General features: G+C 69.1%; 23 protein-coding genes. 14 read left to right on the top strand and 9 right to left on the bottom strand.

Features of this window, described 5'->3' with window-relative positions:
• Positions 1 to 364: 364 nt before the first annotated feature.
• The 5 genes from fdhD to VGC13_RS20670 all read left to right on the top strand — a co-directional run bounded on the left by fdhD (position 365) and on the right by VGC13_RS20670 (position 6,065).
• Positions 365 to 3,628, top strand: a complete 3,264-nt coding sequence (gene fdhD, locus VGC13_RS20690; protein ID WP_331127186.1) for a formate dehydrogenase accessory sulfurtransferase FdhD — start codon at positions 365 to 367, stop codon at positions 3,626 to 3,628.
• Entirely contained in the window at positions 3,625 to 4,350 is a 726-nt protein-coding gene (locus VGC13_RS20685; RefSeq protein WP_331127185.1) for an AMIN-like domain-containing (lipo)protein, read from the top strand. Before fdhD ends, VGC13_RS20685 begins: the two co-directional genes overlap by 4 nt.
• A gap of 92 nt (positions 4,351 to 4,442) precedes the next feature.
• Positions 4,443 to 4,904, top strand: coding sequence for a hypothetical protein (locus tag VGC13_RS20680; RefSeq protein ID WP_331127184.1), 462 nt, complete (start codon positions 4,443 to 4,445; stop codon positions 4,902 to 4,904).
• Entirely contained in the window at positions 4,901 to 5,302 is a 402-nt protein-coding gene (locus VGC13_RS20675) for a type II toxin-antitoxin system VapC family toxin (protein WP_331127183.1), read from the top strand. The genes VGC13_RS20680 and VGC13_RS20675 overlap by 4 nt, the downstream gene beginning before the upstream one ends.
• A gap of 232 nt (positions 5,303 to 5,534) precedes the next feature.
• Positions 5,535 to 6,065 carry a hypothetical protein gene (locus tag VGC13_RS20670; protein WP_331127182.1) on the top strand — a complete coding sequence of 177 codons (531 nt, stop codon included), beginning with the start codon at positions 5,535 to 5,537 and terminating at the stop codon, positions 6,063 to 6,065.
• A gap of 85 nt (positions 6,066 to 6,150) precedes the next feature.
• Here VGC13_RS20670 and VGC13_RS20665 read toward each other — a convergent pair whose 3' ends face one another.
• The gene (locus tag VGC13_RS20665) at positions 6,151 to 6,822 is read right to left on the bottom strand and encodes a DUF6766 family protein (protein ID WP_331127181.1); all 672 of its coding nucleotides are present in this window, start codon (positions 6,820 to 6,822) and stop codon (positions 6,151 to 6,153) included.
• Between the two features lie 298 nt (positions 6,823 to 7,120).
• On the opposite strand from VGC13_RS20665, the gene VGC13_RS20660 reads away from it, so the two are divergent.
• Entirely contained in the window at positions 7,121 to 7,498 is a 378-nt protein-coding gene (locus VGC13_RS20660) for a hypothetical protein (protein WP_331127180.1), read from the top strand.
• A 266-nt stretch (positions 7,499 to 7,764) separates the two neighbouring features.
• Here the strand turns inward: VGC13_RS20660 and VGC13_RS20655 are convergent, their stop codons facing one another.
• From VGC13_RS20655 to VGC13_RS20630, 6 genes are all read right to left on the bottom strand, one after another.
• Positions 7,765 to 8,562, bottom strand: coding sequence for a glucose 1-dehydrogenase (locus VGC13_RS20655; protein WP_349264249.1), 798 nt, complete (start codon positions 8,560 to 8,562; stop codon positions 7,765 to 7,767).
• A 713-nt stretch (positions 8,563 to 9,275) separates the two neighbouring features.
• On the bottom strand, positions 9,276 to 9,839 hold the full coding sequence (locus VGC13_RS20650; protein ID WP_331127178.1) for a hypothetical protein: 564 nt from the start codon (positions 9,837 to 9,839) through the stop codon (positions 9,276 to 9,278).
• Entirely contained in the window at positions 9,839 to 10,132 is a 294-nt protein-coding gene (locus VGC13_RS20645; protein WP_331127177.1) for a helix-hairpin-helix domain-containing protein, read from the bottom strand. The genes VGC13_RS20650 and VGC13_RS20645 overlap by 1 nt, the downstream gene beginning before the upstream one ends.
• Positions 10,133 to 10,484: 352 nt before the next feature.
• Positions 10,485 to 11,858 (bottom strand): Na+/H+ antiporter NhaA, encoded by a 1,374-nt coding sequence (gene nhaA / locus VGC13_RS20640; RefSeq protein WP_331127176.1) that lies wholly within the window; start codon positions 11,856 to 11,858, stop codon positions 10,485 to 10,487.
• Between the two features lie 487 nt (positions 11,859 to 12,345).
• Positions 12,346 to 12,801: an SgcJ/EcaC family oxidoreductase gene (locus VGC13_RS20635; protein WP_331127175.1), complete on the bottom strand. Its 456-nt coding sequence runs from the start codon at positions 12,799 to 12,801 to the stop codon at positions 12,346 to 12,348.
• Positions 12,801 to 13,475, bottom strand: a complete 675-nt coding sequence (locus tag VGC13_RS20630; RefSeq protein WP_331127174.1) for a M23 family metallopeptidase — start codon at positions 13,473 to 13,475, stop codon at positions 12,801 to 12,803. The genes VGC13_RS20635 and VGC13_RS20630 overlap by 1 nt, the downstream gene beginning before the upstream one ends.
• 847 nt (positions 13,476 to 14,322) lie before the next feature.
• Here VGC13_RS20630 and VGC13_RS20625 point away from each other — a divergent pair.
• From VGC13_RS20625 to VGC13_RS20590, 8 genes are all read left to right on the top strand, one after another.
• Positions 14,323 to 14,796 (top strand): hotdog fold domain-containing protein, encoded by a 474-nt coding sequence (locus tag VGC13_RS20625; RefSeq protein WP_331127173.1) that lies wholly within the window; start codon positions 14,323 to 14,325, stop codon positions 14,794 to 14,796.
• Positions 14,797 to 15,337: 541 nt separating this feature from the next.
• On the top strand, positions 15,338 to 16,168 hold the full coding sequence (locus VGC13_RS20620; protein WP_331127172.1) for a hypothetical protein: 831 nt from the start codon (positions 15,338 to 15,340) through the stop codon (positions 16,166 to 16,168).
• 205 nt (positions 16,169 to 16,373) lie between these two features.
• Positions 16,374 to 18,869 (top strand): ligase-associated DNA damage response DEXH box helicase, encoded by a 2,496-nt coding sequence (locus VGC13_RS20615; RefSeq protein ID WP_331127171.1) that lies wholly within the window; start codon positions 16,374 to 16,376, stop codon positions 18,867 to 18,869.
• A gap of 134 nt (positions 18,870 to 19,003) precedes the next feature.
• Positions 19,004 to 19,678: a ligase-associated DNA damage response endonuclease PdeM gene (gene pdeM / locus VGC13_RS20610; RefSeq protein WP_331127170.1), complete on the top strand. Its 675-nt coding sequence runs from the start codon at positions 19,004 to 19,006 to the stop codon at positions 19,676 to 19,678.
• 79 nt (positions 19,679 to 19,757) lie between these two features.
• Positions 19,758 to 20,762 carry a hypothetical protein gene (locus VGC13_RS20605; RefSeq protein ID WP_331127169.1) on the top strand — a complete coding sequence of 335 codons (1,005 nt, stop codon included), beginning with the start codon at positions 19,758 to 19,760 and terminating at the stop codon, positions 20,760 to 20,762.
• 284 nt (positions 20,763 to 21,046) lie between these two features.
• Positions 21,047 to 21,388 carry a hypothetical protein gene (locus VGC13_RS20600; RefSeq protein ID WP_331127168.1) on the top strand — a complete coding sequence of 114 codons (342 nt, stop codon included), beginning with the start codon at positions 21,047 to 21,049 and terminating at the stop codon, positions 21,386 to 21,388.
• A 37-nt stretch (positions 21,389 to 21,425) separates the two neighbouring features.
• Positions 21,426 to 22,646, top strand: coding sequence for a hypothetical protein (locus VGC13_RS20595; RefSeq protein WP_331127167.1), 1,221 nt, complete (start codon positions 21,426 to 21,428; stop codon positions 22,644 to 22,646).
• 125 nt (positions 22,647 to 22,771) lie between these two features.
• On the top strand, positions 22,772 to 24,013 hold the full coding sequence (locus VGC13_RS20590) for an acetate kinase (protein ID WP_331127166.1): 1,242 nt from the start codon (positions 22,772 to 22,774) through the stop codon (positions 24,011 to 24,013).
• Positions 24,014 to 24,429: 416 nt separating this feature from the next.
• Here VGC13_RS20590 and VGC13_RS20585 read toward each other — a convergent pair whose 3' ends face one another.
• Positions 24,430 to 25,161, bottom strand: a complete 732-nt coding sequence (locus VGC13_RS20585) for a hypothetical protein (protein WP_331127165.1) — start codon at positions 25,159 to 25,161, stop codon at positions 24,430 to 24,432.
• Between the two features lie 253 nt (positions 25,162 to 25,414).
• Positions 25,415 to 25,648 (bottom strand): hypothetical protein, encoded by a 234-nt coding sequence (locus tag VGC13_RS20580; RefSeq protein ID WP_331127164.1) that lies wholly within the window; start codon positions 25,646 to 25,648, stop codon positions 25,415 to 25,417.
• Positions 25,649 to 26,085 lie beyond the last annotated feature (437 nt).

Genomic DNA, 26,085 nt, shown 5'->3' with positions numbered 1-26,085 from the left:
TCGATCCGCCGGCGCGCAGCCGTCGCCGCGCATTGTTTCGCCGCAGCAACCCGCCACACCCGCCACCCCCGCCCGCATCGTGATGCCCATCCGCGAAGGCGGATTCCGTGTCTTTGTTGCAGCGAATCCATTCGCCCTTGCCGGCCGGTCCGAGAGCATCGACCCTCGGCACCACCAACCTCCCCCAGCAGTTTGGGGGGAGGTGGGCGAGTCATGCGAGCCCGGAGAGGGCGCCCCGCCGGAGCGCCCCGATCCCGCAGCTTCACCCCTTCACCCCTTCACCCCTTCACCCCTTGCCCCCGCCGCCCCGCCCACACACCTTCCAACGCAAGCGTTTACGCATTCCCCGAGTGGTTTTTTCGATATGTCCAGCAAGCCCGGCCCGCAGCCGCACACCGACCCCGGCGACAAGCCCGCCGGGGGCATGGCCGCCATCCTGAACACCATGAAGCAGCTCACGCGCGAAAAGGCGATCGTGAGCGGGGTCAACACGCTACGCGTGCTGAACCAGGACGGAGGCGTCGACTGCCCCGGCTGCGCCTGGCCCGAGGCCGCGCCGGGCGAGCGCTCGCACTTCGAGTTCTGCGAGAACGGCGCAAAGGCCGTCGCGGCCGAGGCCACCGGCAAGCGCGTCACCGCCGATTTCTTCGCGCGGCACAGCGTGGACGAGCTGGCCGCGCAGAGCGACTACTGGCTCGAGCAGCAGGGCCGCGTGGCCCAGCCCGTCATCCTGCGCGAGGGCAAGCGCCACTTCGAGCCCATCGCCTGGGACGAGGCGTTCGCGAAGGCCGGCGACTTCCTCAGGAATCTGCCGAGCCCGGACGACGCGGCGTTCTACACGTCGGGGCGCACCAGCAACGAGGCCGCCTTCCTGTACCAGCTGTTCGGGCGGATGTACGGCACCAACAACTTTCCCGACTGCTCCAACCTCTGCCACGAGTCCAGCGGCGTGGGCCTCAAGCAGACCATGGGCATCGGCAAGGGCGCGGTGCAGCTGGATGACTTCACGAAGGCCGACGCCATCTTCATCATCGGGCAGAACCCCGGGACCAACCATCCCCGGATGATGACCGTGCTGCAGGAGGCCCGGCGGCGCGGCGCCGAGATCGTCGTCATCAACCCCCTGCGCGAGCGGGCGCTGGTCAGCTTTGTCCATCCCCAGGAAGTCGCCCCCACCCTGCTGAACCGGGGGACGGAGATCGCCACCGTCTACCTGCAGGCCAGGCCCGGCAGCGACGTGGCGGTGCTCAAGGGGATCATGAAGCAGATGCTGGAGGCCGAGCGCCGCGACCGGGGGCGCGTCTTTGACCACGGTTTCATCCGCGCGCACTGCACGGGGTTCGAAGAGCTGGTCGCGGACCTGGACGCCACGCCCTGGACGCAGATCACGGAGCAGAGCGGGCTTACGCAGAACGAGATCCGCGCCGCCACGGACGTCTACATCAAGTCGCGCGCGACCATCCTCTGCTGGGCGATGGGGCTTACGCAGCACGAGAACGCGGTGGACAACATCATCGCCTGCAGCAACCTGCTGCTGCTGCGCGGCAACGTGGGGCGCCCCGGCGCGGGCCCCTGCCCCGTGCGCGGCCACAGCAACGTGCAGGGCGACCGCACCGTCGGCATCGACTTTCGTCCGCCGGCGTGGATCGACCGGCTGGAGGCGGAGTTCGGCTTCAGCGCGCCGCGGGAGGCGGGGCTGGACGTGGTGCACGCCATCGAGGCCATGGCGCGGCGGGAGCTGCGCTTCTTCATGTCCATCGGCGGCAACTTTCTCAGCGCGTCGCCCGACACGGCCATGGTGGGCGAGGGATTGAAGTCGGTGGATCTCGCGGTCCACGTGACGACGAAGCTGAACCGCACCCACGTCACCGCCGGGCGCGAGGTGATGATCTGGCCCTGCCTGGGGCGCACGGAGATCGACAAGCAGTCCGCCGGGCCGCAGTTCGTGACGGTGGAGGACTCCATGTCCGTCGTCCACGTCTCGCAGGGGCGCAACAAGCCCGCGTCGCCGCACCTGCGCAGCGAGGTCGCCATCGTCTGCGGGCTGGCGAAGGCGGCGCTGCCGGAGGGCGGCGGGGTGGACTGGGACGCGCTGGCGGCGGACTACGACCGCATCCGCGACCGCATCGAGCGGGTGGTGCCGGGGTTCGAGGCGTACAACGGGCGGGTGCGCGAGCCGGGCGGCTTCGTGCTGCGCAACGCCGCCGCGCACCGCGAGTGGAACACGCAGACCGGCCGCGCCAACTTCGTCGTCGTCCCCACGCCGGACATCCGCCTGGGCGAGGGGCAGCTGCGGCTGTTCACCATCCGCTCGCACGACCAGTTCAACACGACGATCTACGGGCTGGACGACCGCTACCGCGGCATCAAGCAGGCGCGCCGCGTGGTGCTGATGCATCCCGACGACCTCGCCGAGCGCGGACTCAAGCCCGGCGACTGGATCGACGTGCGCAGCCACGCCGCGGACGGCCGCGAGCGCATCGCTCCCCGCTTTCGCGCCGTGGCCTACGACGTTCCGCGGGGATGCGCCGCGGCGTACTTTCCCGAGGCCAACGTGCTGGTCCCCGTCGGCAGCCGCGCGAAAGGAAGCAACACGCCGTCCAGCAAGATGATTCCCGTCACCGTGGAGCCGGCGACCAGCGAGGTGGACGTGGTGGGCGTGGACGAGCGGCTGGTGCCCCGCGCAGGCCGGGCAGCTCACCGGCGCCGCGGTCTAGCTCCCATGCGCCGGGGGAGCACCGCGCGGCGCAGCATCGAGCGCATCACCGTCGGCGCGGACGGCGACGCGCGGCGCACGCGCGACGACCAGCTGGCGGTGGAGGAGCCGCTGGAGATCCGCATCGTCACCGCCGATCACGACGCCCCTCTCGGTGAGGAACGAACGGGGAGGGGCCGGGGGAGGGGCAACCGCGTGTCGGTGACCATGCGAACGCCGGGGGCGGACTTCGAGCTGGCGGCGGGGTTCCTGTACGGCGAGGGGTTGATCGGCGGGGCCGAGGCCATCGCGTCCATCCGCTACTGCACGGAGGCCGAGCAGCAGTACAACGTGGTCAACGTGCGGCTGGCGCCCGGCGCCCCTTTCGATCCCGCCGCCCTGTCGCGCAACTTCTACGCGACCAGCAGCTGCGGCGTGTGCGGCAAGGCGTCCATCGAGGCGGTGATGGGGCCCGCGTGCGCCCGCATCGAAAGCGCGCTGGAGATCGATCCCGCCGTCCTCGTCGCCCTGCCGCAGAAACTGCGCGAGGCGCAGCGCGTGTTCGAGCGCACGGGCGGGCTGCACGCCGCCGCCCAGTTCACCGCGGCGGGCCGGATGGTGCGCGTTCGCGAGGACGTGGGGCGCCACAACGCCATGGACAAGCTGGTGGGCGCGGCGCTGCTGGCGGGCGAGGTGCCGCTGGGGGAATCGATCGTGCTGGTGAGCGGGCGCACCAGCTTCGAGCTGGTGCAGAAGGCCGCGCGCGCCGGGGTGCCGGTGCTGGCCGGCGTTTCGGCGCCCAGCAGCCTGGCCGTCGAGCTGGCCGAACAGGTGGGGATGACGCTCGCGGGGTTCGTCCGCGATCCGGGGTTCAACGTGTACGCGGGGGGCGCACGCATCGCCCGCCGCACGCCACAGGGGGTGGGTGGATGACGGGAAGCTGCCGCTGGATGGTGGGGATGATGACGGTCGCCGCGCTTGCCGCGTGCGGCGAGCAGGGCGGCGAGCTGCGCGACGCCACCGAGCGCCGCCGCGCCGAGTCCGCCGGCGCCGACTCGCTGGACGGCGACTCCGCCGGGGGCCAGGCGCCCACCGGCCGCGTTCCCGCGTTCGTGCTCACCGATTCCGCCGCGCCCGCCACGCCCGCGCCCGCGGCGGCGCAGACGGACACGGCGCGCCCCGCCACGCCGCCGGGGCCGGCGCCGGACCCCACGTCGCAGCAGCAGTGGACGGCGGGCGCGTACGACCAGGTGCGCACCATGCGCGGCCCCGTGGTGCTGAGCGACGTGCGCGTGGGGGTAAACCAGGGGTTCGACCGCGTGGTGCTGGAGTTCCTGGGCAGCGCCGCGCCCGGCTACCGGGTGGAGTACGTGGACCGCCCCGTGCGCCAGTGCGGCAGCGGCGACGCCACCTCCATCGCCGGCGACGCCGCGCTCTCCATCACCCTGCGCGGCACGCAGGCGCACGACGAGCGCGGCCAGGTGACCGTGCAGCAGCGCGAGCGCCGCCTGCAGATGCCCGTCCTCAAGGAGGTGGAGATGGTGTGCGACTTCGAGGGCGTGGTGCAGGTGGTGCTGGGCGTCTCGCGCCCCAACCGCTACCGCATCACCGAGCTCCAGAACCCCACCCGCATCATCGTCGACGTGCAGCAGTAGCCGAAAATGAACAGAGTGGTGGCCCGGGTGTATCTCTGGTAGTCCCGTTCAATGCGGGCCAGGCCGCCGAGTACCTGCACAAGTACGTTCTGATGCGTGCACATGACACCTCTCTTCGGGAAGCGGCTGGAGCCATCGGGCTGACGCCGGCGGGGTTGAAGCAGGTCCTGCTGGTAACGCTGGCTTCGCCGGGCACCGTGGAACGGCTCGACCGCTGGTACGTTCGCCATGCAGAGCCACAGGACAACCCTGTGGCATTCGAAGATCCCAAGGCCGCACTCAACTATCTCGTCGAAAGCGTACCGCCGGGCAGGCGGCGTGAAGTGGCGAGAAAGATGCTCGCGGTGCTTGCCCGCGGCTGCGACGCCGCCGGTCAGCCGTATCCCGAGTGGTTGCTGGAGTTGCAGGCCCTGTATGAAGCCGACCAGGAGACCGGCTCGGCGGCCGCGCGCCCGAGCGCGATGGGAAAGTACGCTCACCTGAACACATCGAGCGACGACTACGCACGACGGAAGCAGGAGGATATCGACCTGGAGGACGGGAGAGCCGCATGAGCTACGTTCTGGATGCGTGCGCCATGATCGCGTACCTGCAGGGCGAGCCCGGAGCACCCGTCGTCGATGGAATGCTGAAGGAGGCGGAAAGACAGTGCTTTGCGCATTCCATCAACCTGTGCGAGGTGTACTACGACACCCTTCGTGCCAGTGACGAGGCGACCGCCGACCAGGCAATCGCGGATCTGTACGTGGCTGGAGTCATCGAGCGGAACGAGATGGATCCCGCCCTCTGGCGTGAGGTCGGCAAGATCAAGTCACGCGGGCGAATCTCGATCGCGGATGCGTTCTGTGCGGCGCTGGCGCAGCGCGTGGGCGGCGAGGTAGTGACATCGGACCGCCGCGAATTCGAGCCGCTGGAGAAAGCCGGCGTGTGCTCAGTCAGTTTCATCCGCTAGGAGTTGCCGCTCCCGTGACAATGGGTTCTGCGCTCCAGAACCCCACCCGCATCATCGTGGACGTGCAGCAGTAGCCGCCGGAGCGATAAACGGCCCCGGCTCAGCCTTTGAGAACGCTCCTCTTGACCACATACGTTCTGAACTTCACCTTGCGCCTGTTATCGGACAGTCGACGAAGATCAGGAGGGGCGGCGATGACGAGCAACCTGTTGCGAACGTTGCGGCTGTGTGGATGGTCGCCGTATGCGCGGCGGGCGCGGGGTGCGTGAAGAACGGTGCCGGTGCCGCGCCCGGGAGCGGACCCAGCCCCGCGGCGGCCGGCGCCACCCTCGCGCTGGACCTGCGCAACCCGCAGGAGGCCCGGGAGAGCATCTTCGGTGATGTGGTGCTCTTCTCCGCGCCGGGAATGGGGCTGGCGCTGGCGCTGGACGGGGGCGCGCAGCCGGGAATGCAGGAGGGCTTCGTAGACCAGGTGTTCGTGCTGCAGCAGCAGACGCCCGCGGCCGTGCAGCCGCGCCGCCCGGCTTCGGCCGAGCTGTTCTACGCGGGACCGATGCTGCTGGTGCGGTCGGGCACGGACCGGCTCGCGTGGATGGTCCGCGGCGCCGGGAATGCCGACCCGGAGGTGGACCGCCTGCCGTTCTCCGCGTCCGGCGCGGAGCGGTTCACCGGGTTCGGGCTGTCCCGGCGCACCGGCGCGTGGCAGGTCCGGCTGGAGAACGCGGCCGGGGCCTCCATGACCAGCCTTCTGGCGTCGCGCTGACGATCGCATTCCGGCCGGGGAGCACGCTGACGTTCGGATTCGCGGGGCCCGCTTCGGACGGAGCGGGCCTGCCGCGTTCGGGGGATCATGTCGCGCCGGTGTCGCCGTGGGCCTTGTGGACGGGCTTGGATTCCGGCGAGCTGCGCTGGCGCAGCCAGATGGAAAGCAGCGTGAGCACCGCCACCGACATGAACTCGCTCTGCCAGTTCTGAAACGACTCGAACCAGAACTGCGCACTTCCCACGTAGTCCATCACACCCGCGGCGGCTTCGCCGTGCTGCGTCTGCTCGGCGCTGTACTCCCGCGCGCCGGTGACGGCGTGCATCGCCAGGGAGATCAGGAACAGCGTAAAGAGCGTCAGCGACAGTGAGTTCTCGTACAGCTTGAGCGCCAGCCCTCCGCGCCGCACGGGGCCGGGCACGCCCGGGTCGCCGCGGTGCAGCCGCGGATCCTCGTCCACCGGCTCGTGGTCCTTCTCGGGGTCCTTGGACTCGGCGGCGCCTTTCTGGAACAGAAAGGCCGTCAGGATGACGAACATCCCCATCTGCAGGAACTCGCTTTCCCAGTTCTCGAACACCGCCTCGCCAAAGTGCCCGGTTCCCAGGTACGCCCCGAACGAAACCGCCTGCTCTCCGTGCTCCACCTGCTCCTGGTTGTAGACGCGGTGTCCGGTGGCCGCCTGGCCTCCCATGAACACCAGGAACAGCAGCATCCAGGTGATGGACAGCCCGTTGTTCCGCAGCGTGTTGCTCGACATTCGCCCCCCCCCGTCCCGGTCAGCCCGCCCCGCCCGCGTCTCGCAAGTACAACCTGAGACACAGGTTGTGCAGATGCGCACACTCCGGACGAACCGCCGGAAAAAGCAAACGTCAGGCCACGTCTGCCGGGAAGCCATCGCCCGGCAATCGAACCGGTTGCCTGAAACGGCATTTTCGCGCACATTTACGCCAGACCTGCACGACCCGCCGCGCGCAGACGTGTCAGACTGAAACTTGCGCCGGTCCCCGCCCGTACACCCTCCCGTCCGTTCACCGCCGACCTGCTGGAGAGTCCTGATGCCGACCCAGATCCCTGAAGGAACACCGCCGCGGGTGCTGATCCGCGACTTCCTGATCTTTCAGCTCAAGACGTTCATCGACGGGCTCAAGGACATCGTGGTGATTCCGTTCGCCACCATCCTGTTTGCCCTGGACCTGATCTTTGGCAAGGGCGACAAGCGCGGCCGCACCTTTTACGCGCTGATGGGCGCCTGCGAGTCGTTCGACCGCTGGATGAACCTGTACAAGCCCGCCAGCCAGGCCGGCGGCAACAAGGAAGGCCTGTTCGCCGGCAGCGAGCCCGGCGACGGCACCATGGTGGGCGACATCGAGGGCTTCATGCGGCGCAACGAATCCGCCCGCACCGCACCGGCCGGGCTCCCCGGCGTGCGCTAAAGGAACGGCCGTCTCACGCAAGGCGCAGAGACGCGGAGAAAAGAGGGGGACGGGGGATCTTCATCCTCCGTCCCCCTTTTCCTTTCTTCTCTCCGCACCTCCGCATCTCTGCGTAATACCGGATCCGGGAAAACAACACCTTTATGGGTACAGAGGAACAGAGTCAGACAGAGGAACCAGGATGATATTTTATCTCGCTTTCTCTGTCTACTCTGTTCCTCTGTACGATTATTCTTTTTCAGGATTCGGTATAAGGCTTTCTTTCGTCAGCGCTCGGGTGATGCGGCGGAGCCGGCGAGAATGCCGCCGTCCAGGTGCAGCTCCGAGCCCGTCATGTACGCCGACTCGTCCGAGGCCAGGTAGACGATCGCCGCCGCCACCTCCTCCACGGTGCCAAAGCGGCGCAGCGGCGTATCGCGGGTCAGTGCGTCCATGCGCGCCTGCCGGTCGGGGCCGTCGCCCAGCATGGGCTCCCACATCGGCGTCAGGATGGCGGCGGGGTGAATGGAGTTGCAGCGAATGCGCATTCCCTGCTGCGCACAGTACAGCGCGACCGACTTCGTATGGTTGCGCACCGCGGCCTTGCTGGACGCGTACGCCGCCGCCGCGGGAATCCCCACGATCCCCGACCGTGACGAGACGTTGATGATGGAGCCGGTGCCGCGCGGCCGCATGGCGCGGATGCCGTGCTTGCACCCCAGGAACACGCCGTCCAGGTTGGTCCGGTGCACCGCCCGCCAGTCCTCCAGCGACGCGTGCTCGGGATCGTGCGGCCCCACGGCGTCTTCGAATCCCGTCACGCCGGCGTTGTTCACCAGCACGTCCAGCGCACCCCACCGCGCCAGCACGTCGTCCATCGCCGCCGCCCACTCCGCCTCTTCGCGCACGTCCAGCCGCCGGTACGCCGCCGCGTCGCCGATCTCCCGCGCCACGGCGGCGCCCGCGTCGTCGCGCAGGTCCGTGACCATCACCCGCGCGCCCTCCGCCGCCAGCGCCCGCGCCGCCGCCGCCCCGATCCCGCGCGCCGCGCCCGTCACCAGCGCCACCTTGCCGCTCAATCGCATCTCGCCCCCCGCGTGAGTGTCACATCCGGCCGGAATGGTAGACTGGACGCATCCACGCAGGGAATCGGGCATCTGACCCATGCCACCGGAAAGAATGCCTCAGAGGGTGTTGCTAAACCGGACCCCGTGATTGGCTTCCTGAGAGGGTGTTGCCAAACCTCAAATCCATGACGAAGCGGTGACTTCCTGAGGGAGCGCATAACGTGCAACCAGAAGTCACACTACGGATTGCGCGCGACCGAAGGACCTCGTCCCGGTGGCGCAGGGGCCAGATCAGGGCACGGGACCAGCCCCGTCGTTCTGCTGGCGGGGTCCTTCGGTCAGCGCCAGGGTGCAGTGTACAAGCGAGTTAAGGGCGGCGCCTCCCTCAGGAAGTCAATCACGCTGGGAGGTTGGCAACACCCTCTGAGGAAGGCGCCGCTCCTCATCTGCGGATACGAAAATGCCATGGCGCCGACCGAAGGACCTCGTTGGCACAAACCGGGGGGCTGGTCCCGCGGCATGGAGCCGGCCCCGCCTCGCTGGAGAGCAGGTCCTTCGGTCGCGCGCAAGCGGTTGTGTGGAATCGGGTTACACGTGGCGCGCTCCCTCAGGAAGTCATCTCTTCTTGTGAGTTTGGGGTTTAGCAACACCCTCTCACACAGAGTCAGCAGAGTCAACAGAGGAGATCGTACTCTGTTAACTCTGCTGACTCTGTGTGAGGCCAGATCTTTTCAATCCCCGGACGAAGATTCCGCGGTGCGGCGAACGGCGCGCAGGGCTTCCATGCGGATCAGGCCGCTGAAGGGGCGCACCACACGCCAGTAGCGGGCAAACGAGCGGCGGGCCGCGTCGTCGGTGCAGCGCACGCGCGTCTCCGTGGCCACCAGCGAGCCCTCGTCCGTGGGGAGCACGGTGAAGTTCCACGCCGCCACCGCCATCCCCGGCCGGTCGAACGCCGTGAACTCCGCGGGATCGATGCGCACGATGCCGCCCGTCGGCGTCCAGAACCGGCCGACGAGCCCCAGCACCACCTCGTGCGGCGGCCGCTCGCCCAGCAGCACGAAGCCGTTGCGCAGCAGGCTTTCCGTCGTCACGCCCAGCGCCCGCTCGCCCCGGCCGGGCTTGCGCGTGAACAGGCCCGGCAGCGAGCGCAGCGCGAACAGCGTCCGCACCAGCGGGGAGCCGCTCATGTCCAGCTGCCGCACCGCCGCGTATGCGCGCTCGGGGGGCGCGTTCACCCGCAGTGCGTGGCGTTCCGCGAAGTCGGCGTGCGGAAGGTAATCGTCGATCAGCATCAGCGCCTCCCGTCGTACGCCGGGCCGCCGTCCTTCCACGCCCACCACTGCAGCAATTGCGGATCGTGCGGAAACTCGCTGGCGAAGTAGACCGCGCAGCGCAGCACGTACAGCATGCAGCGGTCTACGTGCATCCCCTGGTGTTCGCACAGCTGGTCGTACAGTGCCTGGGGATCACGCCCGCGAAGCTGCTCCACGCGTTCGATCCCCAGGTTCCGCAGGTCCTGCGCAATGGTCACCCCCACCCCGGGGATGGTGCGCAGCTCGTCCTTGGGGGCGCGGGTGCGGGTCATCGGTGCAACCTTTCGCGGGCGAAGCGCATCGGAATGGACGTGCGCGAGGGGCGGTGAAACTTCCGCCGGGGTCCGCGCGTACGAACAAATGCGCGGCAGGATTCATGTTCTTCTAATGGTCCGCGCGCAACACCGCGGAGGTTCCGGCGGTAGTACACACGGTACGAAAGGCTGGACGGTTTCGAGAATGCCGACCTGACCCCCACCTCATGCTCCCAAGGCGTCCTCCGGGTGGGCACGGCTGAGAACCAGAAGGCTGGCGAAGTACCTGGGCAGGTGAGTTTGCTGTACCGCGCATCATGCGACGACGGAGCCCGCTGGATCTTCCTGATTCGGCGGGCTCCGCCGCGTTTCACCCCTCCACCGCGGTGCGCGCCGTCTCGTCCACCGGCCGCGCGCCCCGCAGCACCAGGTATCCCACGATCCCCGCCACCAGCGACGCCGCGAAGATGCCGATCTTGGCGTCCTCGTTGAGCACCGGCGCGCCCGGGAACGCCAGTCCCGCGATGAACAGCGACATGGTGAAGCCGATGCCGCCCAGCAGGCTTACCCCGCGGATGGAGCGCCAGGTGGTCCCCGCCGGCAGCGCCGCCAGGTTCATCTTTACCGCCAGCCACGCGAACAGGGTAATGCCCACCGGCTTGCCCACCACCAGCCCCAGGAAGATGCCCAGCGCCACCGGGTTGGTGACCGCCTCGCCCAGGTTGCCGCCCAGGTGCACCCCCGCGTTGGCCAGGGCAAAGAGGGGGATGATGAAGAACGCCACCGGGTAGTGCAGCTCGTGCTCGATGCGCTGCAGCGGCGCCTGCGCGGCCTCGCACGCGTTCTCCATCTCCTGGATGGCCGCCTGCTGGTCGCGGTTGGTGAGCACGTCCGTCCCTTCCCTCCCCGACGCGTCGAAGTAGTCCAGGATGCGCCGGCCGCGCTCCAGGAACTCGCCGGTGTCGATGCGGGTGCGCGCCGGAATGGTCAGCGCCAGCAGCACGCCGGCCACGGTGGCGTGCACGCCGCTCTTGAGGAACGCCACCCACAGCACCAGCCCCAGCGTCACGTACACCAGCGGCGCGCGCGCCTCCAGCCGCGCCGCCACCACCAGCGCCGCCAGCACCGTCATCCCCACCCCCAGCGCGCTCCACGAGATCTGGTCCGTGTAGAACACGGCGATCACCAGCACCGCGCCCAGGTCGTCCACGATGGCCAGCGCGGCCAGGAACACCTTGAGCGACAGGGGAATGCGGGGCCCCAGCAGCGCCAGCACGCCCAGCGCAAAGGCGATGTCGGTGGCCATGGGGATCCCCCACCCCGCCTCGCCCGCGCCGCCCGCGTTCAGCGCCGCGTAGATGAGCGCGGGGACGATCATCCCCCCCAGCGCCGCGGCGATCGGCAGCGCGGCGCGGCGCACGGAGGCCAGCTCGCCCACCAGGAACTCGCGCTTGATCTCGAGCCCGACCAGAAAGAAGAACACGGCCATCAGGCCGTCGTTGATCCAGTAGTGCAGCGGGTACGAGAGCGCGTACTGCCCGGCGCCGAGGGTGACCTGCGTTTCCCACAGGTGGTGGTACGACTCCGCCCAGGGCGAGTTGGCCCACATGATGGCGACCAGCGCGGCGGCGATGAGCACGATGCCGCCCGACGACTCCGCGCGCGCGAACCGCGCAAAGGGCGACAGCACGCGCTGAAAGGGCGTGAGCGGCTGGGGGGGAATCGCGGTGGGGTGTGCGGCCATCGTCTCCTGTCCGTCCGTGTCCGAAACGTCGTCCGAACGGGGAAGGTAGCGCAGGGCCGCGTACAATCCAACCCTGCTGCTGCCTCAAATTCAGCAGCTACTCTGGATTTTTCACGATCCGCGCACTCCTCCCCGTCCATCCGTCTTCGCGACGACAAGCCTCATGCAGAGACGCAGAGGCGCCGAGAGAACCGCGCTTCCGTTCCCCTCCGCGTTGCCGGGCCGCTGCGTGATCCCCGATCCTGAAAAAGAATCATCGTACAGAGGAACAGGGTCAGACAGAGAAAGCGAATTGGAAACATCATCGTGGTTCCTCTGTCTGACTCTGTTCCTCTGTACCCATGAAGTCGTTGTCTTCCGGGTTCGGTCATGAGGCAGATCTCCGTTTCGAAGGGGGAGAACGGAAGAGAGGACGTGGATGAAGCGCTCATCCACGTCCTCTCTGTTCCGCCGCGCCTTCTCGCGTGAGATCCGCGTCCGCCCGGGATCAGCCGGAGTGGTCGTGGACGATGCGCCACCCGTCCGGCGTGCGCCGCATGGTCAGCGAGAACGGGCCGGTGGCGGTCTCGCGCCCGGGGGCCTCCACGACGAAGCGGCCCAGGGCCAGCGCGTGGTCGCGGCCCAGCATGCGCACCTCGATGTCGACGAAGCGCAGCTGCCCCGGGTCGCGGCCGGGCGCGAACCAGCTGCCGGCGTAGTCCCGCTGGATGGCCTCCTTGCCGCGCACCAGCCCGTCGGCGCCCACGTAGGTGGCGTCGGCCGCGTACGGCACCATGAAGGCGTCCAGGTCGCGCCGGTTCCACCCCTCGGTAGAGCGAACCAGCACCTCCGTGATCTCCTGCTGCGCGTTCCCCGCGGGCGCGGGGCCGGCGGCGGGCGCGGCGCAGGCGGACAGCAGCAGCACGGCCGCCAGGCCGGCGCGGCGGAGTTGGCGGATGCGCATCAGCGGTCTCGCGTAAGGGCGGTGCGGCGCGCGTACTCGCCCGCCAGCAGGGGATACGGGTTCACGTTCTCGCTGTCCCAGTAGCGCTGCGGATCGGGAAGCCGGCCGACGGAAAAGTGCAGGTGATAGTTGCCCTGGCCCGCGTTGCCCGTGTCGCCCACGTAGGCGATCACCTGGCCGCGGCGCACGGGCAGGCCGTCGCGCATGCCGGCGGCGTAGCGCTGCAGGTGGGCGTAGTAGTACAGCGTCCGCCCGTCCTCGCCGATCTGGTAGATGGTCACCCCCCCCATCCCGCCCGTCCGCAGCCGGTGGATGGTGCCGTCCGCCGCGGCCAGCACGGGCGTGCCCCCCGGCGCCATGATGTCGATGGCGTTGTGCACCCGCCCGCCGCTGCGCGCGTCGGCGTAGCTGTCGCGCAGCTGGTCGGGGCGAACGCCGCGCACGGGAATCAGCAGCGACGCGCCCGGCGCCGGCTCGCCCGGCTCCATCGTCACCTCCGCCTCGTCCGCCCGCGGGTTGGCGCGGATGACGATCTGGTCGCGCGGGCGCTCGCGGCGCCCCTGCGCACCCGGGGCGCCCTCCGGCGGCGCGCCGATGGCGATGGTGCAGCCGGGCAGCGCAAGCAGAAGCGCGAGCGCGCCCAGCCGGGCGTAGTGCATGGGGAATGCGATCATGGCACCGTCCGCGGAATGGTTCTTTGCGGCGGGTACCCGGTGCTACGCGGGTGCCCGTACGGGGTTGGATGTGGGAATGACGAAGTGCGCCGGGTTAACGGGGCGTATATTGCACCCATTGCGGCGGGATGGCAAGAACCTCGTGCGGGCAGGCCGTGGATGGCCCGCCCGCACGCGTGCATCGCAAGGCGCGCCATTCCGTATTGCGGGGCACGGACATGCCGTGGATGGAGCCGCCGGCGACCGGAATCGCACCGGCTCGGCGACAGAATGGGCACGCTGAGAGTGTGTCCAGGAATCCCCTGCGCTCGTGCCCCGTATGTCATTTCGAAGGAGGCGCCACACCGCACCATCGGCTCGCACGAAATCCTGGGCGCCGACTGAGAAATCTACTGTCTGCCGCTGGTGCCCCGCTGCACCGCTCCGGCACTGGCCCTGTCCGCCCGTGTCGTAGCCGCGAAGCAGGCACGGCTACCGCGTCTGCCCTCCAGCAATCCGACAGGGGATTCCTCGGCCCTGCAACCTCTGGTGTGAAGGCAGGCTACGGCGTGGCCGGGCCTCGGAATGACAGCGCTGGTGGATCTGCCTGGAGGTGCAGCGTCGGATTCTTGAACACACGCTGAGCCTGAGAAAGCAGTTCTTTCCCGGAATCCGGATCAGAACCAGATCTGCAGCGACAGCGCCGAGGTAAGGAGCCTACGAAGAGGCTGTCCGCCTCGCCTGGCACCGGCGTGCCGTCCGGCGCGTCCCACGCGCGCCGCCGCCGCACTGGACGCGGGCACGGTCGGCGGTTTATATCGGCGGTGGCGGGATTCCGATCTCCAATCCACGGCAGCGAGACGCACCGATGGCGAGCAGCCCCGAAGCAGTGATCCGGCGGGAGTGGGAAAAGTGGAGCGTCCGCCCGGGCGGCAAGGCGATCTTCAGCCTGCTGCTGGGGCGCCTGGTGCCGTACTCCGGCTCCATCGGCGCGCGGATCGAGGAGCTGCGGCCCGGCTACGCCCGCGTGACGCTGCGGGACCGGCGGCGGGTGCGCAACCACCTGCGAAGCATCCACGCGATCGCGCTGATGAACATGGCCGAGCTTTCCACGGGCCTGGCGCTGAACTTCGCCATGCGGGCGGACGCGCGCTCCATCCTCAAGGGCCTGTCCATCGACTACACCAAGAAGGCCCGCGGCACCCTGACCGCCGAGGCCACCGCGCCCGTGCTGGACAGCAACGACGAGCGCGAGATCACCGTCGAAACCGCCATCCGCGACGCCGCCGGCGACGTGGTGGCCACCGCGCAGGCCCGCTGGCTGGTGGGCCCGCGCAAGTAGGCCGACGGAAGATCGCTGTCATTCTGAGGAAGGCGCCGCCCGGATCCGTCCGAAGCGCCCAGCAGCCTCTGCGCCGACCGAAGAATTTTTGTCGGGAACGCGCGGCCCCTCGCGCCGAATCCGGCCGCGGTGACGCTGCCGTGCGTGTGGCGGCCGCCGAAGAACCTGCCTGCCGGGCGGCAGGCCTGTCGGCAATGCGAGCTTTCCGGGCGATGCCCGGGACGGGGTTCCGCGCGAGGGGAGGGAGATTCTTCGGTCGCGCCACTGGCTCCGCGGTTTTCCGGTAGCACGGGGTAGGCGCTCCCTCAGAATGACAGTATTTCCGCGGGGGTCCGACAAAACCCTCCGGAGCGGGCGGACTCTCGCGTCCGGCCCAGCCGTAGCCGATGCGATGGTGTGGGAGACGGCGAGGCCCGGCGGTTGACTCAAATGTTTGTTTGATATAGGTTTGGCGCCCCGCATTGGCATTCAGCCTGGCGCGGGGCGCCTTTCGTATACGCCGGCCCAGCCGGCCTCCCCACCGCTTTCCCGAAAAATCCTGATGCGACTCACCTCCACGCGTGCGGCCGCGTTTGCGCTGCTCGTCCTGAGCGCCGCGTGCGGCGGCGACGGGCCCGGAACGCCTCCCACCGAGCCCGGCGGCACCGGCGACTTCACCATGACCCTGGTGCGCGCGGCCAACAGCCAGATCCCCGCGCTGGCCGACAGCGCCCTGGTGCGCATCTGGAACACCACGAACAACGTCAACGCGCTCAAGGCGGTCGCCATCCCAGCACCCGGAACGCAGTCGCAGGTGAACTTTTCGCTGCCGGCGGGCACCGGGTACTCGGTGGGCGTGGTGGCCTACCGCTTCAACTCCGTCGGCATCGGCCGCGAGGGCTTTGCCGCGGGCGTGACGCACGACGTCACCATCCTGGCCGACCAGGCCAACCAGGCGGCGGTGAACGTGCTCCCCCTGTCGCTCACCATGTCGGGGCCCGACACCCTGCGGGCGGGGACCACGGCCACGTACACCTTCGTGTTCTCCAACCCGGCGCTGGCGCACGACGAGATGCTGGGGTTGAACTACTTCGTCCGCGTCCGCAACATCCCGTGGACCAGCGACAGCGAGTTCATTCCCTCCATGGGCGCGCACGGCCGCGTGCCGGGCGGCTTTACCGCCGAGTTCCCCGCGCCCACGGTGGATGCCGACTCCGCGGTGTACGTGCAGCCCCGGGCGCAGACGGGCCCGCAGTGGCCCACCGGCCAGGGAGGCCCGGTGCTCTTCTTCGTCCCCTCGCTGTCGCGGGGACAGGCGCTGTTCCGCATTCCGGTAAAGCCCGCCTCGGGCTCCATCACCATCGTGTTCAACCGCGACGCCCCGGTCCGCTGACGGCCCGCGGCTGATCACGATCGGCCGGCCCGGACACATCGCCCGGGAACGAAAGAGAGGACGTGGATGAGCCATCATCCGCGTCCTCTCTCTTTTCCGCCCGCGCCCTCCGCATGATGCTTTCCCGCCGCGGCCCGGAGAGTGCGAAAGGTGCCCGTCGTGAACGCGCACGACGCCTGACGACCAGCACCCTCCACCGATCCGGATGCCCCGCACCGCCGCGCCCCCCGCCGCCGATCCGCTTGCCCCCGCCGAGGCGTGGTTCGCCGCGCGCGGGTGGGAGCCGTTCGGCTTTCAGCGCGAGGTGTGGCGCGCGTACCTGGCCGGCGAGAGCGGGCTGATCCACGCCGCCACGGGAACGGGGAAGACCTACGCCGCGTGGCTGGGCGCGGTGCTGGAGTGGCTCGCCGAACACCCGGAATCCCCCTCCAACGCCAAGGCGCCGCCGCTGCGGGTGCTGTGGATCACCCCCCTGCGCGCGCTGGCGGCGGACACCGAGGAGGCCCTGCGCGCGCCGCTGACGGACCTGGAGCTTCCCTGGACGCTGGAGTCGCGCACCGGCGACACCTCCGCCGCCACCCGCGCCCGCCAGCGCAAGCGGCTGCCCACGGCGCTGGTCACCACGCCCGAGAGCCTGGCGCTGCTGCTGTCGCGCGACGACGCCCGCGGGCTGTTCGCCGACCTGCAGGCGGTGGTGATCGACGAGTGGCACGAGCTGATGGGAAGCAAGCGCGGCGTGCTGACGGAGCTGGCGCTGGCGCGGATGCGCGCGTGGCGGCCGGGGCTGCGCACGTGGGGGCTGTCGGCCACCATCGGCAACCTGCAGGACGCGCTGGACGCGCTGCTGGGCACGGCGCCCGACCGCCCGACGGGCCGCTCGGTCCAGGGCCACGTCCCCAAGGAGGTGGTGGTGGATGCCCTCATCCCGCCCACCATCCAGCGCTTTCCCTGGGCGGGGCACCTGGGCACGCAGATGCTGCCGCAGGTGGTGGAGGCGGTGGAAGAGGGCGAAACCGCCATCGTGTTTACGAACACCCGTTCACAAACGGAGATCTGGTACCAGGCGCTGCTGGAGGCGCGGCCGGACTGGGCAGGGCAGATCGCCCTGCACCACGGCTCGCTGGACCGCGCCCGGCGAGAGTGGGTTGAGAATGGACTGCGCTCCGGCGTGCTGCGCTGCGTGGTGGCCACCTCCAGCCTGGACCTGGGCGTCGACTTCTCGCCGGTCGATCGCGTGCTGCAGATCGGCAGCCCCAAGGGGGTCGCGCGGCTGCTGCAGCGCGCGGGGCGCAGCGGACACCGCCCGGGCGCGGTAAGCCGCGTGACCTGCGTGCCCACCAACGTGCTGGAGCTGATCGAGGTGGCCGCCGCGCGCGACGGGATGCGCGCCAACGCGGTGGAAAGCCGCCTCCCCGTGGAACGCCCGCTGGACCTGCTGGCGCAGCACGTGGTGACCATCGCGCTGGGCGGCGGCTTTCAGCCGGACGAGCTCAAGGCCGAGGTGCGGACGACGCGCGCCTACGCGGAGCTGCTGGACGACGAGTGGCAGTGGGTGCTGGACTTCGTCACGCGCGGCGGCGACGCGCTGAGCGCCTATCCCGAGTTCCAGCGGGTGGTGGTAAGCGAGGACGGCACCTTCAACGTGGGCGACAAGCAGATCGCGCGGCGGCACCGCATGTCCATCGGCACCATCGTCAGCGACGCGTCGGTGACGGTAAAGTACATCGGCGGGGGAACGCTGGGGTCGGTGGAGGAAAGCTTCATCGCGCGGCTGAACCCGGGCGACAAGTTCATCTTTGCCGGCAAGCCGCTGGAGTTTGCCCGCGTGCGCGACATGGTGGCGTGGGTGCGCCGCGCGAAGAATTCAAAGGGCGCCATCCCCCGGTGGATGGGGGCGCGGATGCCGCTGAGCACCGAGCTGGCGGCGTCGCTGCGCGGGCGGCTGGAAGAGGCGTCGCGCGGCCTCTGGCGCGACCCCGAGATGGAGGCCATCCGCCCCATCCTGGAGATCCAGGCCCGCTGGTCGCGCATTCCCGCCGCGGACGAGCTGCTGATCGAGCGGGTAAAGACGCGCGAGGGGCACCACCTCTTCTTTTTTCCCTTCGAGGGCCGGCTGGTGCACGAGGGGCTGGCGGCGCTGTTCGCGTACCGCATCTCGCGCCTGAAGCCCATCAGCTTCACCTTTTCGATGAACGACTACGGCTTCGAGCTGCTTTCCCCCGATCCCCCGCCGATCGAGGAAGCGCTGAAGGCCGGGCTGCTGGCGCCGCACAACCTGCTGGACGACGTCCCCGCGTCGCTGAACGCCACCGAGATGGCGCGGCGGCAGTTCCGCGAGATCGCGCGCGTGGCGGGGCTGGTGTTTCAGGGCTACCCGTACGCGGGAAAGTCCGCGCGGCAGCTGCAAGCCAGCAGCGGCCTGTTCTTCGACGTGTTTACCCGCTACGACCCCGGCAACCTGCTGGTTACCCAGGCGCACCGCGAGGTGCTGGAGCGGCAGCTGGAAAGCAGCCGCCTGGGCCGCACGCTGGAGCGCCTGGCCGCCGGCCGCGTGGCGCTCACCGACCCCAGGCGCACGCCCCCGCTGGCCTTTCCGCTTCTCGTCGACCGCACCCGCGAGGCCGTGAGCAGCGAGTCGATGGCGGACCGCGTGCGGCGGATGCAGGTGGCGCTGGAGAAGTACGCGGAGACGGGCAAGTAACAACAAAAAGACCGGCCTCACACAGAGTCAACAGGACCAGCAGAGTTTTCCCGTGCCCGGCGGCAGGCTATGTTGCCGCCACGCGTTGGAACAAACTCTGTTTACTCTGCTAACTCTGTGTGAGACCTGATCTTTTGACGAGTGCGGCAAGCCTGGACGGAGACCTGGAGATCGAGCTGTGCGGCGAGCGGCTGGTGCTGCTGCCCGAGCGCGCGGCGTACCGCCCGTCGCACCGGGCGCTGCTGGTGGCGGACCCGCACTTTGGCAAGGCGGCGGCGTTCCGCGCGCACGGCCTGCCCGTGCCGGGGGGGACGACGACGGAGACGCTGGTGCGCCTGGCCCGCGCCACGGAGCGCACGGGCGCGGAGTCCATCGTGTTCCTGGGCGACTTTCTGCACGCGAAAGCCGGGCGCGCGGCCAGGACGCTGGACGCACTGCTGGACTGGCGGCGCGCGCACCCGCACCTTGCGCTGACGCTGGTGCGCGGCAACCACGACGCGCACGCCGGCGACCCGCCCGACGAGCTGGACATCACCTGCGTGGACGGGCCGCTGGAGTCGCAGCCGTTCGCGTACGCGCACCACCCGCAGCCGGCGCCCGCGTGCTACGTGCTGGCCGGCCACGTGCACCCCTCCGTCACCCTGCGGGGCGCCGGGCGGCAGCGGCAGCGGCTGTCGTGCTTTCACCTGGGGCCGCGCGTGGGCATTCTTCCGGCCTTTGGCGAGTTCACGGGAACGGCGGACGTGCCGGTGGTGCCGGGCGACCGGGTGTACGTGGTGGCGGGGGGGCAGGTGGTGCTCGCTGGATGACGCACGGCACGTGCGGTGCATCCCTGCCGCCGCGCGATTTTCCATTACGCCGGGAGGATGGGTGCAGGAGATTCCGTTGATGCGGTCCGGGCTGGTGCTCATGGCGATGACCGCCCTGATCGGCGGGCTGGCGACCGTCATCGTGCCGCAGGACCGGGACGGCGACAAGGGCGGGCGGCGGCGCGGCGGGGGGACGGAAAAGGCCTCCGCCCCCGTGGCGGCCGCCGCCGTGCCCGCCGTCTCCGTTGTCACCGCCGATTCCGGCGCGGTGGCGCCCGCGTTCGCCTGCCGCACCGATGCGTCGGGCGTGGCGCTGCCGGCCACCGTGCACGAGTCCAGCGGTCTGGCGCTCGGCGCCGGCGGCGACGCGCTGTGGACGCACAACGATTCCGGCGACCCGGTGCTGCACCTGGTGGGGACGGACGGCACGCCGCGCGGGCGGGTGCGCATTGCCGGCGCCACGGTGACCGACTGGGAGGACGTGGCCGCGGGCCCCTGCCCCGGCGGCGGGCGCTGCCTGTACGTGGCCGACATCGGCGACAACCAGGCGGCGCGCCCCGGCATCGTCATCTACCGCGTCCCCGAGCCCGCCGCGGGCGACGCGCAAAGCCGCCCCGCCGAGGCTTTGGCCGCCGAGTACCCGGACGGCGCCCACGACGCGGAGGCCATGTTCGTCCTCCCCGACGGCGGCGTGCACGTGGTCACCAAGGGCGAGACGGGGCACGTGGCCATCTACCGCCTGCCGCGCACGGCCCGCCCCGGCACGCCCGCCACGCTGGAGCAGGTCGCCGAGCTGCGGCCGGGCCAGGTGCCCCGCCGCGAGCGCATCACCGGCGCCGCCGCTTCGCCGGACGGGCGGTGGATCGTGCTGCGGACGCTGGACGCGCTGGCCTTTTACCGCGCCGGCGACCTGGCCGCCGGACGCCTGGGCCAGCCGCTCACCCACGACCTGAAGCCGCTGAACGAAAAGCAGGGCGAGGCCGTGGAGTTCGGCGGCGACGGCATCCTGTACCTGAGCAGCGAAGGCGGCAAGAAGGAAGACCCCGCCACCCTCTCGCGCCTTACCTGCATGATGCCGGGATAGAGGCTCGTCCCAACCACTCCTTGAAAGTCTACCCCCTCACCCCCATTCTGAATGTTGGGGTGAGCGCGACTTCGTCGAAATCTCGCCTCCCGCGTCCCCGTGGGAAATTCCAAAAACCTGCCCATCCAACGTGCGTGGACCGCTGGTGCGAGCCACAGTGGAGCACGTGCTCTTCCAAGTAGCTCCACCTTCTTCCGCGTATGATCCGGGCGGGTTCCCGAGCTGTGTCTGCGCTCTTCCCCTTCGGTTCAGCACACACCAACACTCCCAGCCGGAGCGGAGCGATGGTCAGCGACACCCAGATCTATAAGGTAGGCGATGCCACGAGCGTGAACCTCCAGGTCACGTACGGCGACGCTCAGCCGGGCAGCACCACCACGACTTGGCAGGGTGACGTGCGGAGCGTTCCACTCGGCGGCCGCTCGTATGACAAGGACGGCGCCTCCCTCGTGGGTTCCATCCTGTTCTGCAAGGCCAGCGTCAAGGACGAGCGCACCGATACCAACCACACCTGCGTCACCTACCGGCTCACCGGCGGCCTCGCGCCGAAGGAGTACTACTACGAGCTGACCGTGCCGGATCAGGGCGCGATCGCCGAGTACTCCATCAACTTCGTCTTCGTCTAAGACGGAGCCGCCGATCTCCACGCCTTCCGACGCCATCATGCCGATTCTCATGATCGTTCGCCGCGCCCTGTGCGTGGGCGCCGCGCTCTGTCTGACGTTCGCCGTCCTCGCACCGCCTGCGGCGGCGCAGGAGACAGAGGATGAGCTACCCGAACTGAATTCGCTCAAGCCCTCGTCGGCACCTGCCTTCATCCTCCTGGGTGTGGCACCCGCCTCCGTCGAGCGGCCGCAGACACCCTCGGATGTGGCGTTCTCGCTGGTCAACCAGACGGAAACGTTCTCCACTCTTCCGGAGAACTACGCGGCCGAGATCTCCCCGTACTGGCTCTTTTCACGTCCCACCTTGGGATGGCGGGACGACATCGACCGGTCCCCAGCCACGTCGTTTCAGCGAACGCTGACGCTCTCACTGGCCACCGCCGAACTGGGGAACGAAGAGGCGCCGATGTCAGGGGTCGGATTCGGCGCCTCGGCATACCTGCTCTCCGGCCGCATGTCATCCGCAGCCCAAGCGCGGTTCCAAGAGATCGAGAAGTACTTGGCGGCGCGCGACAGCCTGGAAAGCGTGCTGGTGGCATCGCAACTCGCGGCCATCGAGGCGGAATACGGCCGCAGGATCGCCGAGGCGGCGCAGGCTGGCAACACCGAGCTGGTACGGCTGCTCACGGCGGAGGTGTCTGCCAAGACGCTCGCCGCGCGCTTGGCCGCGCAACAGGATTCCGTTTTCAAGCAATGGGAGGTGAATAACCCGTTGGAGCAGCTGCAGGAGGCCACCCCGCAGCGCGCGGGGCTGTTCTGGGGGGTAGCCGGAGGAGCATCGTGGGGGTTCGCCAACGACGTGTGGAAGGCTGGGCACGTTCACAATCTTGGTCTCTGGTCAACCCTGAGCTATGAAGGCACGCAGGTGGGCGAGGAATCGAGCTTCACGCCCATGGTCGTGGCCCGGCTACTGAGCAATCGCGGCGGTGACTCGGTGTCGACCACGTTTGACGCGGGAGGGCGCTTCATGCTCTCGGGTCCGGCGTACACCGCGTCCGTAGAGGGCATCCTCCGGATGCCGCTGGAGGAGGAGGGAGAGGGAGAGGGAGATACTGAGACCCTGTACCGAATCGCAGGAATTCTGGAATACCGCCTGCGGCCGGACCTGTGGCTGACCGCGACCTTTGGCCGCGATTACCAGTCCAGCAACGACGGCAGTCTGCTCGCGCAGCTCGGGGTCAAGTTCCATGTCACCGAGGACCGCTACCAGGCACCCTAAAAGCGCGGAACGACCAACGGCGGAACCGGCCCGCGTCCCTGACGCAACGTCTGGCGTGAAGCAGGATCGGGCGGTAGTCTCCGGGCTCGGAGACTACCGCCCGCTTTTCGCATCCGGCTGATCCCATGAACATCCTGGTCCTGAACGTCGGCAGCTCGTCACTCAAGTTTCAGCTCATCGACACGGACGAGAGCCGCTTCGAAAACAACACCGACCGGCGGCTGGCGCGGGGGCAGATCGAGCGCATTGGCGGGGAGGCGGTGTGGAGCTTTCGCGCGGGGGACGCGCCGGCGGTCAAGGGCTCGGCATCGCTCAAGGACCACCGGGCGGCGGTGGAGTACCTGCTGGCGTGGATCGTCAGCGACGACTCGGACGTGGAGATCCACTCGCTGGCGGAGATCGGCGCGGCGGGGCACCGGGTGGTGCACGGGGGAGAGCACTTCGTGCGCTCGGTGGCCATCGACAACGAGGTGATGCGCGGCATCGAAGAAACCATCGACCTGGCGCCGCTGCACAACCCGGCCAACCTGAAGGGCGTGCAGGCGGTCAGGGCGGTGCTGGGGCCGGCGGTGCCGCAGGTGGCCGTCTTCGACACGGCGTTCCACCACACGCTGCCGGAGCGCGCCTTCCTGTACGCCATCCCCTACTCGCTGTACCGCCGGCACCGGGTGCGCCGCTACGGCTTTCACGGCACCTCGCACCGGTACGTGAGCTACCGCTGGCGCCAGATCACCGGCACCGCGCGCGAGCAGGAGCGCATCATCACGCTGCACCTGGGCAACGGCTGCTCGGCGTGCGCCATCGTGGGCGGCGAGTCCATCGACACCTCCATGGGCTTCACCCCGCTGGAGGGGCTGGTGATGGGCACGCGCTCGGGCGACCTGGACCCGGCGCTGCTGGACTACATCGCCGAAAAGGAAGGGCTGTCGCCGGCGGGGGTGGAGACGCTGCTGAACAAGCAGTCGGGGCTGCTGGGGATCAGCGGCCTGACCAACGACATGCGCGAGCTGCTGGCCGAGGCCGAGGAGCACGACGACCGGCGCGCGTGGCTGGCCATCGAGATCTTCTGCTACCGGGTGCGCAAGTACATCGGCTCCTACCTGGCGGCGATGGGCGGGGCCGACGCCATCTGCTTCGCGGGCGGCATCGGCGAGAACGCGCCGGCGGTGCGGGCGATGATCTGCGAGGGGCTGGAGTGGGCCGGCATTCGCCTGGACGCCAGCGCGAACCACGCCTGCAACGGCGTGGAGGCCCGCATCAGCCCCGAGGGCGCGCACCCCGCCGTGTGGGTGATCCCCACCGACGAGGAGCTGCTGATTGCCCGCGACACGTACCGGGTGATGAAGGGGATCGAGACGCGGTTTTGAAGTGCGGGAGTGCGGGAGTGCGGGAGTGCGGAAGTGCGGAAGTGCGGAAGTGCGGAGGAGGGTGCCAGCCTTCGGCGAGTGCTCATCAACGTTCGGGGCAGGAGAAAGCCCCCGCAGACATATCCGTCCGCGGGGGCGATTCACTTGTCCGACAGGCGTTAAGCGAGCTTCCGGTGCTCCGGCCACGTGAGCGGAGGCCCCGAGTTTTCGGGTCCGTCGTAGTCCCGAAGGTATTCCAGTGCCTCCGGGCTGAGGGAGTCGAAGATTCCAGGCTTGCTGCGCACGCGGCGCCGGATCTCTTCGCGGCTGGGCGCTTCCGGCTGAAGCGCGTGACGAATCCACGCGAGAACGCCCCCGCGAGACACGATGGCGTGCGGAGCCGATGGCGCGACAGCCGAATCTGAGAGCTTCATGGTTTACACCTCCCGTTCACAATACACAGGGATCCCGCCGTCCCATACGGCCGTGAATCCTAGCGACTCGTAGTAATCCAGCAGGTTGCGGTCTGGATTGCGCAAGCGTAGCCGCCGTGCCCCCATCGCCAAGCCGTATCCCAGCGCAACTCCCGTCACGGTCCAGACTACGTGGCCACGCAACGCAACGGGCGGCGGCTCGGGTCTTCGCTCCACATGGATAAGCGTGATCGTATGCCGAGATCCGTTTGCACGGCGACGTGAGGCGTACCCAAGCGCCAGTCCGCAGAGATCATCTCCGTACCAGACGGCGACCGGAAGCACCGCTGCACGATGCGGGAGCCGTGCTGTCAACGCTCGCCAATCCCACTTGCCGGCACCGGAGAGGTGCGTGCCCACCCACGTGCGATCCCACACGTCCAGCGTGTGATCATCGATGTCCGTGATGCGCAGTTCGGGTCCGCAGATCCCCTTGGCGAGCGCACGCTCCCGCGCGAACTCATACGCTTCTTCCCGTTCAACCGCGTGGCGGGTCCGAGCACGGGCGTAGCGCCCTTGCAGCACCGGCCGCCAGACTGCGTCCGCCTCTCCACCATCCGCCTCGTCCGCCGTCTCCACCCACACCTCCCCACGCATGAAGGTGATCGCAATGAACGGAGCATAACAGCGAATGGAATCAGCGGGAAGTGCTGGCGGGAAGTAGGTCCGCGAGCTGGCTGGATAGGCGCGAATCACCCCTGATTCCGTGCCTGCTGCGGCGGATTCTGGCTGCTGGACGCAAACCGCCCCCGCGGACTCATCGGTCCACGGGGGCGATTCTTCCGACAGGAGCGTGATCGATCGGCAGGCTACTCACGCATTCAGGTACGCTGCACCTTCCCATCATCCGCGGGAGGGGCGGCTCACGGCTTCGGCGGCGGGATCCGCGCAAACGCAAGACGTCCCCACGGCCGCTGCCGCGGAGGCGCACCGTAGCAGGTGCCAGTGGTCAGCGCCTGGATTCGGGACGGCCCAGGCTTTCGGGTCCGTCGTAGCTCAGCACCGCGGCACGGGCCTCGGGGCTGAGCGTGGAAAAGAACCCCGGCTTGCTCCGGAGCCGGCGCCGGGCCTCTTCGCGCGAAGGGGCGTCATCCACGAGCCACTCCACCACGCGCGCGGCAAACCCGCCCGTATGGCGGATCGAGGGGGTGGGCGCGTCGAAGGGCATGGGCACTGTCTTCATGGGTCATATCTCCTGTTCACAATATATGGCTTCGTCGCCCTTCCATACAACCTCGAAGCCGAGAAGCTGATAGTACCAGAGCAGGTTCCGGTCCGGGTTCCGCAGCCGCAGACGCCGCGCGCCCAGCGTGATCCCGTATGCTCGCGCGGCGGTGATCGCCAGGTAGATGATCTTTCCCGCAGCGGCACGTCCGGGGGCTCCGGGCGCCGTTCCACGAACGTAAGGGTAACCGTGTGGCGCACACCCGTCGCGCGTTTCCTGGATGCCTGTCCCACGGCAAGCCCGCAAAGGTCCTGACCGTGCCAGATCGCCATGGGAAGGACTGCCGGGCGGCGCGGGAGTTGATCCACCCGCGCCTCCCAGTTCCATTTTCCAGCGCCCGATGGATGAACACCGGTCCACGTGTGCGTCCACGTCTGCAGCGCGAGCGCATCGAT

The sequence above is a fragment of the Longimicrobium sp. genome, assembly GCF_036399255.1.
Classification (GTDB): Bacteria; Gemmatimonadota; Gemmatimonadetes; order Longimicrobiales; family Longimicrobiaceae; genus Longimicrobium.
Note: the sequence above shows the minus strand (reverse complement) of the source record. Positions and strands in the feature narration are given on the sequence as shown.